The following is a 13,027-nucleotide window of genomic DNA, read 5'->3' as shown; positions in this document are numbered from 1 at the left end:
CGGCTGTGACCGCGGTCTCCTCAAAGGGGCAACTGGGGGATTGGCGTCGGGGTCAAAGGCGGTCTTATGCTCGAAGGGTGATCGAGGCACGCCACCTCCGGATCCTGCGCGCTGTCGCCGGGACCGGTTCCTTCTCCGCAGCCGCCCGCGAGCTCGGCTGCACCCAGCCCGCCGTCTCCCAGCAGATGAAGGCCCTGGAACAGTCGGCCGGGACCCCGCTGCTGGTGCGCACCGGTCGGGAGATGCGGCTGACCCAGGCGGGTGAGGCCCTGGTGCGGCACGCCGCCGGGATCCTGGCCGGGCTGACCGCCGCCGAGGAGGAGGTCGCGGCCATCGCCGGGCTGCGCGCGGGCCGGGTCCGGCTCGTCTCCTTCCCGAGCGGCAGCTCCACGCTGGTGCCCACCGCGCTCGCCGCGATGCGCGCCGCGCACCCGGGGACGCGCATCTCGCTCGTCGAGGCGGAGCCGCCGAGGTCGGTGGAGATGCTGCGCGAGGGCGACTGCGACGTGGCGCTGGCCTTCCGCTACGGCGGGGACGGGTCCGCGGCGGGGAACGCGGCCGAGTGGGAGGACCTGGTGGTCACCCCGCTGCTGACCGACCGGCTCGTGGGGCTGGTTCCCGAGGGGCACCGGCTGGCGGGTGCCGAACGGGTGGGGATGGCCGAGCTGGCCGACGAGCCGTGGATCGCGGGCTGCCCGCGCTGCCGCCGCCACCTGGTGGAGGTGTGCGAGGGGGCGGGCTTCACCCCGCGGATCGACTTCGCCACCGACGACTACCCGGCGGTGGTCGGGCTGGTCGGGGCGGGGCTGGGGGTGGCGGTGCTGCCGGAGCTGGCGGTGGAGTCCGTACGGGCGAAGGGCGTGAGCACCCTGGCCGTGGAGCCGGCCGTGGAGCGCGAGGTCGTGGCGCTGACCCTGCCGGACCTGGCGCGCGTACCGGCGGTGGCGGCGACGCTGGGCGAGCTGGTGCGGGCCGCCACGCGCTGACCGTACGGGGGCGTACGGCCGCACGGGTGACGGCCCGGACCTGAGTCGCGGCGACACGCCCGGGCGGGCGCGCGGATCTGAGGGAACGTTCCTTCGGATGTTCTTCCGGATTTCCTTCCGGATGGACGGTTGCCGGGACGGGCCGGGCCGGGCCGGCCGTCAGTGCGGCGGGACGGTACCGGTCGTACTGGAGGCGGGGATCAGCCGGTGCCGCGCGCGGCCCATCAGTTCCTCGCGTTCGTCCTCGGTCAGCCCTCCCCACACCCCGTAGGGCTCGCGGACGGCGAGCGCGTGCGCGGCGCATTCCGAACGCACCGGGCAGCGCATGCAGACCTCTTTAGCCGAGGCCTCGCGCGCACTCCTGGCCGCGCCCCGCTCGCCCTCCGGGTGGAAGAAGAGGGAGCTGTCGACTCCGCGGCAGGCGGCCAGTAGCTGCCAGTCCCAGAGGTCGGCGTTCGGTCCGGGGAGGCGGGAGAAATCTGCCATTGGTAGTCCTCTTGGTGCCGGGTACTACGCGGATACGGTCCATGTCTCCACACCTACTGTCGTAGTAGATGTAAATATGACTCATTGGGAATCTAGCCTCAGACACATGGCAAACGGAAGGAAAGCCGCCAAATAGGGCATAGCTCCAGATGGAGGACAGTTCGCTCGTGGCTCCGGCGCCGTGATCGCTTCCTCACGTAGAGTGCCGAAGGTGTCCGTCCGACCCGTAACTCTTTCGAGTGACCATCGTTGAGAGAGCGAGTGCGGTTGAAACGAGAGGTTCCCGGACAGGTGTCCGAGGGCATCGATCGCACAGGTGACGATACGTACCAGCCTGGAGGCTCAAGGTGACGCGCATCAGCAGCTGCGGAGGGCGGTCATGACTTCCGTCCTCGTCTGCGACGACTCCCCGCTTGCCCGAGAGGCGCTCCGTCGCGCGGTTGCCACCGTGCCCGGCGTCGAGCGTGTGACGACGGCTGCCAACGGCGAGGAAGTCCTCCGCCGCTGGGGTGCCGACCGCTCCGACCTGATTCTGATGGATGTACGGATGCCCGGGCTGGGCGGTGTCGAGACGGTCCGCCGGCTCCTGTCCGCCGACCCGGGCGCCCGCATCATCATGCTCACGGTCGCCGAGGACCTGGACGGCGTGGCCCTCGCGGTCGCCGCCGGCGCCCGCGGTTATCTGCACAAGGACGCCTCGCGCGCCGAGCTGCGGGCCACGGTCACCCAGGCGCTCGCCGACCCCACCTGGCGACTGGCCCCGCGCCGGCTCCGCTCGGCCGAGATGGGGGCCGCCCCCACCCTGACCGCGCGCGAGATCCAGGTGCTGGAGGGCATGAGCCACGGCCGGTCCAACGCGGAGATCGGGCGCGAGCTCTTCCTCTCCGAGGACACGGTCAAGACGCACGCCCGCAGGCTGTTCAAGAAGCTCGGCGCCTCCGACCGGGCGCACGCCGTGGCACTCGGCTTCCGCTGGGGCCTCGTCCGCTGACCGCCGCACCGGCGGCCGGCGGCCGGCGCGGTCCCGTCCGCCACCGGCGGGCGGGGCGGCAGGCGTCCGCCGGCGCCGCCGTGGCGGAAGCCCCGCCGCCACCCGGTGTTCCGCCGGGGATTGGCGGGGCACAATCCGGGGGACGTGTCGCTTCGGGCGCGATGCCGCATCCTTGATGGTGTGCCGCATTCTTGGAGAGGTCGAGTCCTCCGGGACGACGATTCGGGCCGAGCGGAGGGGAGGGCGCAGATGACGAGTTCCGGCGCACCCGCTCATAACGCTTCGATGCACAACACGGACCGCGATGCCGCGAACGCTCCCGCGCCAAGGCACCATGGATTGATGCGCGACGACGAGGCCCTGGGGTCACCCGCGGCCACAGGCCCCACCGGCGCCGCCAAAGGCGGCAACGCCGGGGCCGTCGGCGCGCTCGTACGCCGCGCCGTCGACGGGGACGAGCAGGCCACGCACGACCTGCTGGCCTTCGTGCACCCCCTCGCCCTGCGCTACTGCCGCACCCGGCTGTCGCGGCTCCCGGGTGATGCCCGTCACTTCGTGGAGGACCTCGCGCAGGAGGTCTGCGTCGCCGTGCTGATGGCGCTGCCCCGCTACCGGGACACCGGCCGGCCCTTCGAGGCCTTCGTCTTCGCCATCGCCGCGCACAAGGTCGCCGACCTCCAGCGGGCCGCCATGCGTCACCCGGGGAGCACGGCCGTGCCCTCCGACGAGATGCCCGAGCGGCCGGACGACTCGCTGGGCCCCGAGGAGCGGGCGCTGCTCAGCAGTGACGCCGCCTGGGCCAAGAAGCTCCTCGCGAACCTGCCGGAGAACCAGCGCGAGCTGCTCGTCCTGCGGGTGGCCGTCGGGCTGACCGCCGAGGAGACGGGGCAGATGCTCGGCATGTCCCCGGGCGCGGTCCGCGTCGCCCAGCACCGGGCCCTCAGCAGGCTGCGCGCGCTCGCCGAGCAGTGACCGCTGCGGAGTCGTGCGTTCCCTTTCGTTCCCTTTCTGTCGTAGGAAAGGACGAAACTTGCGGTTGACCTTGGTCGTGGAATGAGACGCCCCGGGATCCCGTTAGCATGGACATCCGCGCTGAGCAAGACCATTTGGGAAGGTGTCATGACCGCCGACGGAGTGCCCGACAAATTCGCCACGCTCGGACTGACCTACGACGACGTGCTGCTGCTGCCGGGCGCGTCGGACATGGCCCCCGACCAGATCGACACCTCTTCCCTGATCTCGCGCAACGTCCGGGTGAACGTTCCCCTGCTGTCCGCCGCCATGGACAAGGTCACCGAGTCCCGCATGGCCATCGCGATGGCCCGCCAGGGCGGCGTCGGCGTACTGCACCGCAACCTCTCCATCGCCGACCAGGCCAACCAGGTCGACCTGGTCAAGCGCTCCGAGTCCGGCATGGTCACCGACCCGATCACGGTGCACCCGGACGCGACGCTGCGCGAGGCCGACGAGCTCTGCGCCAAGTTCCGCATCTCCGGCGTCCCGGTCACCGACTCCGCCGGCAAGCTGCTCGGCATCGTCACCAACCGCGACATGGCCTTCGAGTCGGACCGCAGCCGCCAGGTGCGCGAGGTCATGACCCCGATGCCGCTGGTCACGGGCAAGGTGGGCATCTCCGGCGTGGACGCCATGGAGCTGCTGCGCCGCCACAAGATCGAGAAGCTGCCGCTCGTCGACGACGCGGGCATCCTCAAGGGCCTCATCACGGTCAAGGACTTCGTCAAGGCCGAGAAGTACCCGAACGCCGCCAAGGACAAGGACGGCCGGCTGCTCGTCGGTGCGGCCGTCGGCGTCGCCGGCGACGCGTACGAGCGCGCCCAGGCGCTGATCGAGGCCGGCGCCGACTTCATCGTCGTCGACACCGCCCATGGCCACTCCCGCCTGGTCGGCGACATGGTCGCCAAGATCAAGTCGAACTCCTCCGTCGACGTCATCGGCGGCAACGTCGCCACCCGCGACGGCGCCCAGGCGCTGATCGACGCCGGCTGCGACGGCATCAAGGTCGGCGTCGGCCCCGGCTCCATCTGCACCACCCGCGTCGTCGCCGGCATCGGCGTCCCGCAGGTCACCGCCATCTACGAGGCCGCCCTCGCCGCCAAGGCCGCGGGCGTCCCCGTCATCGGCGACGGCGGTCTCCAGTACTCCGGCGACATCGCCAAGGCCCTCGTCGCGGGCGCCGACACGGTCATGCTCGGCTCGCTGCTCGCGGGCTGCGAGGAGTCCCCGGGCGAGCTGCTCTTCATCAACGGCAAGCAGTTCAAGTCGTACCGCGGCATGGGCTCGCTCGGCGCGATGCAGACCCGCGGCGACCGCAAGTCCTTCTCCAAGGACCGCTACTTCCAGGAGGGGGTCGGCGGCGACGACAAGCTGATCCCCGAGGGCATCGAGGGCCAGGTCCCCTACCGCGGCCCGCTCTCCGCGGTCGTCCACCAGCTGGTCGGAGGTCTGCGCCAGTCGATGTTCTACGTCGGCGGCCGCACCGTCCCCGAGCTCCAGGACCGGGGCCGCTTCGTCCGGATCACCTCGGCGGGCCTCAAGGAGAGCCACCCGCACGACATCCAGATGACGGTGGAAGCACCGAACTACAGCCGCAAGGGCTGAGCACGAACACCGCCTGAGGGGGCGGGCCCGGCCGGGCCCGCCCCCTCAGGCGTGCCCCGGCCGTCCGTACAGCGGTCACCGGGACGCGGGCCCCCGCCCTTCGGGGATACTGGACGGGCAGACCCAGAGGAAAGGCCACCACACGTGACTGAGATCGAGATCGGGCGCGGCAAGCGCGGCCGCCGGGCGTACGCCTTCGACGACATCGCCATCGTCCCCAGCCGGCGTACGCGGGACCCGAAGGAGGTCTCGATCGCCTGGCAGATCGATGCGTACCGCTTCGAGCTCCCCTTCCTGGCCGCCCCCATGGACTCCGTGGTCTCCCCGCGGACCGCGATCCGCATCGGCGAGCTCGGCGGCCTCGGCGTGCTGAACCTCGAAGGTCTGTGGACCCGCTACGAGGACCCGCAGCCGCTGCTGGACGAGATCGCGGAGCTGGACGAGGCGAGGGCCACCCGCCGCCTCCAGGAGATCTACTCCGCGCCGATCCAGGCCGACCTGATCGGCCGGCGGATCAAGGAGGTGCGCGACTCGGGCGTCGTCACCGCCGCCGCGCTCTCCCCGCAGCGCACCGCCGAGTTCTCCAAGGCGGTCGTGGACGCGGGCGTGGACATCTTCGTGATCCGCGGCACCACCGTGTCGGCGGAGCACGTCTCCGGCGCAGCCGAGCCGCTGAACCTCAAGCAGTTCATCTACGAGCTGGACGTCCCGGTCATCGTCGGCGGCTGCGCCACCTACACCGCGGCCCTGCACCTGATGCGCACCGGCGCGGCGGGCGTCCTCGTCGGCTTCGGCGGCGGCGCCGCGCACACCACGCGCAACGTGCTCGGCATCCAGGTCCCGATGGCCACCGCCGTCGCCGACGTGGCCGCGGCCCGCCGCGACTACATGGACGAGTCCGGCGGCCGCTACGTCCACGTCATCGCCGACGGCGGCGTGGGCTGGTCCGGCGACATCCCGAAGGCCGTGGCCTGCGGTGCGGACGCCGTGATGATGGGCTCCCCGCTGGCCCGCGCCACCGACGCCCCGGGCAAGGGCAACCACTGGGGCATGGAGGCCGTCCACGAGGACGTGCCGCGCGGCAAGAAGGTCGACCTGGGGACCGTCGGCACCACCGAGGAGATCCTCACCGGCCCGGCGCACAACCCGGACGGCTCGATGAACCTCTTCGGCGCGCTGCGCCGCTCGATGGCCACCACCGGCTACAGCGAGCTCAAGGAGTTCCAGCGGGTCGAGGTCACGGTCGCGGACTCGCAGCACAGCCGCTGACCGTTCTTCGTAAGAAGCCGGAGGGCCGGCACCCCGCTCGGGGTGCCGGCCCTCCGGCATGGGCGGTGCGGCCGGTCAGTCGTTGACCTTCTTGGCCGAGCCGAAGGCGACGAAGGCGCCGATGCCGAGGAAGACGAGGGTCATGAAGCCCATGCCTTCCTTCCAGACGCTGCTCAGGCCGGTGACGCCGACCTTGTCGAGTACGTCGAGCACGTCGGTGTCGCCGACCTTGGCCATGGCGAGCGCGATGAAGAACATCTGGCCGAGGTAGACGGCGCCGAGCGCCGTCACGGCGGAGACCACGGGCAGGACGGGGCTGCGGCCGCCCGCCTTTCCTGCGGCCAGGCCCACGAGCAGGCCGACACCCGCGGCCGCGAAGCCGAACTCGCGGTCGATGGCGTTCATGATGCCGCCGTACGCGGCCGCCGCGATCAGTGCTGCCACGACGGCGGCCGCGATGCCCAGGCCGACGTTGCCGCCGCGGGCCGGTGCCGGGGCGGGGGTCTCGGGGTAGGGCGAGGGCGCGGGAGGCTGGAAGTTCTGGCTCATCGGGAAATCCCCCCCAGGGATTCGGGCGCACTGCGGCCGTGAGGCGTAAGTGCGGGATAAGTGACGCCGCAGGCTAACAGGGGACGGTGACATTCCACCGGGAGATTCCGGTCGCATGATCGAACCGGAACCGGCCCGTGATCCGGGGAAGGGGCCGGTCAGAGGCGGTGGGCCGCGCCGGCGGGGCTGGCGCCGCGGGTGTCGAGGAGGAGCTGGGCCTTCACCGCCAGGCCCTGCATGTCGTACGTGCGGTGGTGCTGGAGCAGGATCGTCAGGTCGGCGTTCGCGGCGGCCTCGTAGAGCGAGTCGGCGCGCGGTACGGGCTGGTCGCGGACCCGCCAGCCCGCGATGTACGGGTCGTGGTAGCTGATCAGCGCCCCGAGGTCGAGGAGCCGGCTGGCGATCTCGCCGGCCGGGGAGCCCTCCTGGTCGGCGAGGTCGGGCTTGTAGGTGACGCCCAGCAGGAGGACGCGGGCCCCGCGCGCGGACTTGCCGTGTTCGTTCAGCAGGGTGGCGCAGCGCTGGATGACGTATTGCGGCATCCGGTTGTTGATCTCCTGCGCCAGGCCGACCATGCGCAGGGGGTGGCCGGGGGTGCGGGTGGTGTGGGGAAGGTAGTTGGGGTCGAGGGGGACGCCGTGGCCGCCGACGCCGGGGCCGGGACGGAAGGCCTGGAACCCGTACGGCTTGGTCTCGGCGCAGCGGATGACGTCCCACAGGTCGACGCCGAGGTCGTGGCAGAGGACGGCCATCTCGTTCATCAGGGCGATGTTGACGTGCCGGTAGTTGGTCTCCAGGAGCTGCACCGTCTCGGCCTCGCGCAGGCCGCGGGCCCGGACGACCTTCTCGGTGAGGCGGGCGTAGAAGGCGTGCGCGGACTCGGTGCAGGCGGGGGTGAGGCCGCCGATCACCCTGGGGGTGTTGGAGATGGTGTGGGTCCGGTTGCCCGGGTCCAGGCGGCTGGGGGAGTAGGCCAGGTGGAAGTCCCGGCCGGCCCGCAGACCGGAGCCCTCCTCGAGGATGGGCCGCAGGTAGTCCTCGGTGACACCCGGGTGGGCGGCGGACTCCAGGATCACGGTGGTGTGCGGGCGCAGCCGGGCAGCGAGGGTGCGGCCGGCTTCGCCCACGGCCCCGAGGTCGAGCGCGCGGTCGGCGCCGAGCTGGGTGGGGGCGCAGATGACGGCGGTACGGACCCGGCCGAGCTCGGTGGGGTTGGTGGTGACCCGGAAGCCGGCCGCCGACATGCGGCGGATCTCGGCGGCGGTGAGGGTGCTGTCCGTGGCGGGGCCGCTGTCGTAGCCGACGGTCTCGATTCCGGCGGCCACGGCCGCCTGGGCGAGGGGGAGGCCGAGGTGGCCGAGTCCGATGACGGCGAGATCTGCGGGCATGGGGGGCCGTCCCTTCCCTTCCCTGGCATGCATGAGGGGGCGGTGCGCGCAAGTCCAGTGGACGACTGGAGCTGGCGCAATGTCAGACTAGGCGTATATATGACAGATATGTCGCATTGTGGGGTGGTGGTCGCCGTTGTGTTGTCCACAGGCGGTGGCTGATGTGGGTGCGGCCGGTCAGAATCGTGGAGCGGGGGGATGTGAGCGGGATCACCCGCACCGAGCGGGTACGGCCCGCACCAACGGGAGGCAGCCGTGAGGACAGCGACACTGGGACCGGAGCAGCGCTCGGAGGCGCTCGCCCGGATGGCCGAGCGGGAAATGGACGTGCTGGTCGTCGGCGCGGGGGTGGTCGGCGCGGGCACCGCACTGGACGCGGTCACCAGAGGCCTGTCGACGGGGCTGGTGGAGGCCCGGGACTGGGCGTCCGGGACGTCGAGCCGGTCGAGCAAGCTGATCCACGGGGGCCTGCGCTACCTGGAGATGCTCGACTTCGCGCTCGTACGGGAGGCGCTCAAGGAGCGCGGGCTGCTGCTGGAGCGGCTCGCCCCGCACCTGGTGAAGCCGGTGCCCTTCCTGTACCCGCTCCAGCACAAGGGCTGGGAGCGGTTCTACGCCGGCTCGGGCGTGGCCCTCTACGACGCGATGTCCGTCTCCAGCGGACACGGGCGCGGGCTGCCCACCCACCGCCACCTCTCGCGCAAACGGGCCCTGCGCATCGCGCCGGCCCTGCGGAAGGACGCCCTGGTGGGCGCCCTCCAGTACTACGACGCCCAGATGGACGACGCGCGCTACGTCGCCACGCTGGTCCGGACGGCCGCGGCGTACGGGGCGCACTGCGCCAACCGGGCGAGGGTGGTCGGCTTCCTGCGCGAGGGCGAGCGGGTCGTCGGGGCGAAGGTGCGCGACGTCGAGAGCGGCGACGAGTACGAGATCCGCGCGAAGCAGATCGTGAACGCGACCGGGGTGTGGACGGACGACACCCAGGCGCTCATCGGGGAGCGCGGGCAGTTCCACGTACGGGCCTCGAAGGGGATCCACCTGGTCGTCCCGAAGGACCGGATCCACTCGAACACCGGGCTGATCCTGCGGACCGAGAAGTCGGTGCTGTTCGTGATCCCGTGGGGCCGGCACTGGATCGTGGGCACCACCGACACGGACTGGGACCTGGACAAGGCGCACCCGGCGGCGTCGAGCGCGGACATCGACTACCTGCTGGAGCACGTGAACTCGGTACTGGCCGTGCCGCTCACGCGGGACGACGTCCAGGGCGTGTACGCGGGCCTGCGGCCGCTGCTGGCCGGGGAGTCGGACGCGACCAGCAAGCTGTCCCGCGAGCACACCGTGGCCCACCCGGTGCCCGGCCTGGTGGTGGTGGCGGGCGGCAAGTACACGACGTACCGGGTCATGGCGAAGGACGCGGTCGACGAGGCGGTGCACGGGCTGGACCAGCGGGTCGCGCAGTGCGTGACGGAGGACGTGCCGCTGGTCGGGGCGGAGGGGTACCGGGCCCTGTGGAACGGCCGCGCCCGCATCGCCGCCCGGACGGGGCTCCACGTGGTGCGGGTGGAACACCTGCTGAACCGCTACGGATCGCTGACGGACGAACTGCTCGACCTGATCGCCGCCGACCCGGGGCTGGGGGAGCCGGTGACCGGGGCGGACGACTACCTGCGGGCGGAGATCGTCTACGCCGCCTCGCACGAGGGGGCGCGGCACCTGGACGACGTGCTGACACGGCGGACCCGCATCTCCATCGAGACCTTCGACCGGGGCACGCGATCGGCGCGCGAATGCGCGGAGTTGATGGCTCCGGTGCTGGGCTGGGACGAGCAGCAGACCGAGAAGGAGGTCGAACACTACGGGAAGCGGGTCCAGGCGGAGCGGGAATCGCAGCGCCAGCCCGACGACCAGACGGCGGACGCGGCACGGCTGGGGGCGCCCGACATCGTTCCGTTCTGACGTCCCGCGCACGAAGCGCGCTGCGCCACGCCCCGCCTGACGGGCCGGAGCTCCGCGTCCGCACGGACGTCTTTCCGGCCCGGAAGCCGGGGCATCCTGTAGTTGGGCGGCGAAGGGAACCGCCGGACCCGGGGCTCCCGTCGGATGCGGAGTGAGCAACAATGAGGTTTCCGCCGGGGTGCATTACCGTGCCCCCCGGCGGCTGCCGATGCAGCCGGGGCAGGCTGCACGATCGCAGAGGGGACGCATGTCGAAGCCGGAGCACACCGAGTCGTCCGCCGGGGCGCCTACGGCGAAGCTGGATGGCGGGGCCGCGGCTGCTCCGGCGGACAAGCACCCCGAGGAACCCGGGCACACCGAGGACGCCGGTCCCGCGACGGCCGAACCGGCCGCCGTGCCCCGGCCGCGGTCCGGCGCGACCACGAGCGGGCCCGGGTCCGCGGCGGAGTTGGATTCTGACGGCGCGACGGGTGGGGGCGCGGAAGCGGAATCCACGCCCGCCGACGCGAAGAAGCCCGAGGACGCGACGCCTGAGGACGCGAAGTCCGGGGACGCGAAGAAGCCTCGGGACACGAAGCCCGACGACGCGAAGAAGCCCCAGGACATGAAGCCCGGGGACGCGAAGCCTGCGGACGCGAAGAAGCCTGAGGGTCCCGCGCCCGCGGACGCCAAGCCGGAGGACGCGAAGCCCGGGCTCGCGGGCAAGGGCGGTCCCGGCGCCGTGAAGCCGGCGGCGAAGCCGCAGGCCGGCGCCGCGAAGGCGGAGGACGCCGGGTCCGGTGCCGCGCCCGCCAAGGCGGCCGCGGCCAAGGCCGTTCCCGCGAAGGCCGCAGCCGCGGAGGCGGACGCCGACGAGGGCGACGCCGGCGAGACGGCCGAAGACGCCCGGCGCCAAGGGCGGTTGCTGGCCGGGCGGTACCGGCTGGGCGCCGTACTCGGCAAGGGCGGCATGGGCACCGTGTGGCGCGCCGAGGACGAGGTCCTCGGCCGGACCGTCGCCGTCAAGGAACTGCGCTTCGGCAACGGCGTCGACGAGGACGAGAAGCGCCGCCTCATCACCCGGACCCTCCGCGAGGCCAAGGCCATCGCGCGCATCCGCAGCGAAGGCGCCGTCACCGTCTTCGACGTGGTCGACGAGGACGCCCGGCCCTGGATCGTCATGGAGCTCATCGAGGGCTCCTCGCTCGCCGAGTTCGTCCGCGAGAACGGCCCGCTGACCCCGCGCCGCGCGGCCGAGGTCGGCCTCGCCGTGCTCGACGTGCTCCGCGCCGCGCACCGGCAGGGGATCCTGCACCGCGACGTGAAGCCGTCCAACGTGCTCATCGCCGCCTCCGGCCGCGTCGTGCTCACCGACTTCGGCATCGCGCAGGTGGAGGGCGACCCGTCCATCACCTCCACCGGCATGCTCGTCGGCGCCCCTTCGTACATCTCCCCGGAGCGCGCCCGCGGCAGTAAGCCCGGCCCGCCCGCCGACATGTGGTCGCTCGGCGGCCTGCTGTACGCGGCTGTCGAGGGCGTGCCCCCGTACGACAAGGGCAACGCGCTCGCCACCCTGACCGCCGTGATGACCGAGCCCGTGGACCCGCCGCGGAACGCCGGCCCGCTGACCGAGGTCATCTACGGGCTGCTCGTCAAGGACCCGGCCCGTCGCCTCGGTGACGACCAGGCGCGGGCGATGCTCACCGCCGTGGTCAACGCCCCCGAGCCCGTGGCCGTCCCGCCGGACCCGCAGCCGGTCCCGCCGGTCGAGGAGACCCGCCCGATCTCCCTCACCAAGGCCGACGCGGCCGCCGAGAAGGCGGCGAAGAAGGAACGCGAACGCCGTGAGCGCGAGCAGCGCGAGCGGACCCGCGCCGCGCTGAAGGCGACCCGCAAGGCCGCCGCCGAGGCGGCCGCCGCCGCCGCGGCCCCGCCGGCCCGGCCCGCGCAGACCGTGGCCCCGCTCACCGACGTGATGTCGCGCCGCACCATCGTGCTGGCCATCGCCGGGGTGGTCGTGGTCCTCGCGGTGGTCGGCTCGCTCATCGCGTACATGGTCAACGGGGACGACAACGACGGCCGCACGGACGAGGGCAAGGGTGGCCCCGGCCCGGCCGTGACGGGCAGCGCCTCGCCCGGGGGCTCCGTCGGCAACGCCCCGGCCTCGGCCGGTTCCTCGCCGAGCGCGAACCCGAGCGGCACGCCCGGCACGCCCGCCCCCAGCGGCAGCGCCGACCAGGGCCAGGGGCAGGGCCAAGGCCAGGGACAGGGGCAGAACCAGGGCCAGGGCCAGGGGGCCAGCCCCGGCGGCCCCGCCGCCGGACTCCCGGCCGGTTTCGCCACCGTGACGGACCTGCGGTACCACTTCTCGATGGCGATGCCCGAGGGCTTCCGCCAGACCGACACCGCGGGTGCCGACTCCGGTGCGATATACAGCCGCGACGGCGGCTTCCCCCGGATCCAGGTCGACTACACCAACAGCCCGGGCAACGATGCCCGCCTCGCCTGGGCCAAGCTCGCCCCGGCCGTGGCGGGCAGCAGCAAGGGGTACCGCCAGATCCGCCTGGACACGGTGGACTACCGGGGCTACCCGACCGTCGCCGACTGGGAGTTCGAGCGGGAGCAGCAGGGCGTACGGGTCCGCGTGCTCGACCGCGGCTTCAAGACGGACTCCACGCACGGTTACGCCATCATGATCAGCTGCGCGGCCGACCAGTGGGACGGCCCCGAATGCACGCAGCTGCGCAACACCGCGTTCGAGACCTTCCAGCAGTTGGGCTGACGGGCTCTCCAAGCCC

Annotated in this window: 10 protein-coding genes; 7 read left to right on the top strand and 3 right to left on the bottom strand. The window is 72.4% G+C overall.

Annotated elements, in window-relative coordinates:
* The first annotated feature begins 77 nt into the window (after positions 1–77).
* Entirely contained in the window at positions 78–986 is a 909-nt protein-coding gene (locus tag ACFY7H_RS08035; RefSeq protein WP_388934735.1) for a LysR family transcriptional regulator, read from the top strand.
* Positions 987–1,145: 159 nt separating this feature from the next.
* Here ACFY7H_RS08035 and ACFY7H_RS08030 read toward each other — a convergent pair whose 3' ends face one another.
* Complete coding sequence (locus tag ACFY7H_RS08030) at positions 1,146–1,472, bottom strand: WhiB family transcriptional regulator (RefSeq protein WP_388934733.1); 327 nt, start codon at positions 1,470–1,472, stop codon at positions 1,146–1,148.
* 379 nt (positions 1,473–1,851) lie between these two features.
* Between ACFY7H_RS08030 and ACFY7H_RS08025 the strand changes: the two genes are divergently transcribed.
* From ACFY7H_RS08025 to ACFY7H_RS08010, 4 genes are all read left to right on the top strand, one after another.
* Positions 1,852–2,463 (top strand): response regulator transcription factor, encoded by a 612-nt coding sequence (locus ACFY7H_RS08025; RefSeq protein ID WP_003948568.1) that lies wholly within the window; start codon positions 1,852–1,854, stop codon positions 2,461–2,463.
* Positions 2,464–2,805: 342 nt separating this feature from the next.
* Entirely contained in the window at positions 2,806–3,435 is a 630-nt protein-coding gene (locus ACFY7H_RS08020) for a sigma-70 family RNA polymerase sigma factor (RefSeq protein WP_388934731.1), read from the top strand.
* Between the two features lie 147 nt (positions 3,436–3,582).
* Positions 3,583–5,082: an IMP dehydrogenase gene (gene guaB / locus ACFY7H_RS08015; protein ID WP_388934728.1), complete on the top strand. Its 1,500-nt coding sequence runs from the start codon at positions 3,583–3,585 to the stop codon at positions 5,080–5,082.
* 144 nt (positions 5,083–5,226) lie between these two features.
* Positions 5,227–6,351 (top strand): GuaB3 family IMP dehydrogenase-related protein, encoded by a 1,125-nt coding sequence (locus ACFY7H_RS08010; RefSeq protein ID WP_388934725.1) that lies wholly within the window; start codon positions 5,227–5,229, stop codon positions 6,349–6,351.
* 75 nt (positions 6,352–6,426) lie between these two features.
* On the opposite strand, the gene ACFY7H_RS08005 is transcribed toward ACFY7H_RS08010, so the two are convergent.
* Complete coding sequence (locus ACFY7H_RS08005; protein ID WP_388934722.1) at positions 6,427–6,900, bottom strand: hypothetical protein; 474 nt, start codon at positions 6,898–6,900, stop codon at positions 6,427–6,429.
* A gap of 158 nt (positions 6,901–7,058) precedes the next feature.
* Complete coding sequence (locus ACFY7H_RS08000) at positions 7,059–8,288, bottom strand: nucleotide sugar dehydrogenase (RefSeq protein ID WP_388934720.1); 1,230 nt, start codon at positions 8,286–8,288, stop codon at positions 7,059–7,061.
* 255 nt (positions 8,289–8,543) lie between these two features.
* Here ACFY7H_RS08000 and ACFY7H_RS07995 point away from each other — a divergent pair, with 255 nt between their 5' ends.
* Together ACFY7H_RS07995 and ACFY7H_RS07990 are read left to right on the top strand one after the other, a co-directional pair.
* Entirely contained in the window at positions 8,544–10,250 is a 1,707-nt protein-coding gene (locus ACFY7H_RS07995; protein WP_388934717.1) for a glycerol-3-phosphate dehydrogenase/oxidase, read from the top strand.
* A gap of 247 nt (positions 10,251–10,497) precedes the next feature.
* On the top strand, positions 10,498–13,011 hold the full coding sequence (locus ACFY7H_RS07990) for a protein kinase (RefSeq protein ID WP_388934714.1): 2,514 nt from the start codon (positions 10,498–10,500) through the stop codon (positions 13,009–13,011).
* The last annotated feature ends 16 nt before the right edge of the window (positions 13,012–13,027 follow it).

The organism is Streptomyces sp. NPDC012794 (assembly GCF_042901085.1).
Taxonomy (GTDB): Bacteria; Actinomycetota; Actinomycetes; order Streptomycetales; family Streptomycetaceae; genus Streptomyces.
This window is presented reverse-complemented; position numbering and strand designations above follow the sequence as displayed.

What these genes read in the sequence shown, in the direction of transcription:
- ACFY7H_RS08030 (WP_388934733.1), bottom strand. Translation starts at nt 1,472, where the DNA reads ATGGCAGATTTCTCCCGCCTCCCCGGACCGAACGCCGACCTCTGGGAC.
- ACFY7H_RS08025 (WP_003948568.1), top strand. Translation starts at nt 1,852, where the DNA reads ATGACTTCCGTCCTCGTCTGCGACGACTCCCCGCTTGCCCGAGAGGCG.
- ACFY7H_RS08020 (WP_388934731.1), top strand. Translation starts at nt 2,806, where the DNA reads ATGCGCGACGACGAGGCCCTGGGGTCACCCGCGGCCACAGGCCCCACC.
- guaB (WP_388934728.1), top strand. Translation starts at nt 3,583, where the DNA reads ATGACCGCCGACGGAGTGCCCGACAAATTCGCCACGCTCGGACTGACC.
- ACFY7H_RS08005 (WP_388934722.1), bottom strand. Translation starts at nt 6,900, where the DNA reads ATGAGCCAGAACTTCCAGCCTCCCGCGCCCTCGCCCTACCCCGAGACC.
- ACFY7H_RS08000 (WP_388934720.1), bottom strand. Translation starts at nt 8,288, where the DNA reads ATGCCCGCAGATCTCGCCGTCATCGGACTCGGCCACCTCGGCCTCCCC.
- ACFY7H_RS07990 (WP_388934714.1), top strand. Translation starts at nt 10,498, where the DNA reads ATGTCGAAGCCGGAGCACACCGAGTCGTCCGCCGGGGCGCCTACGGCG.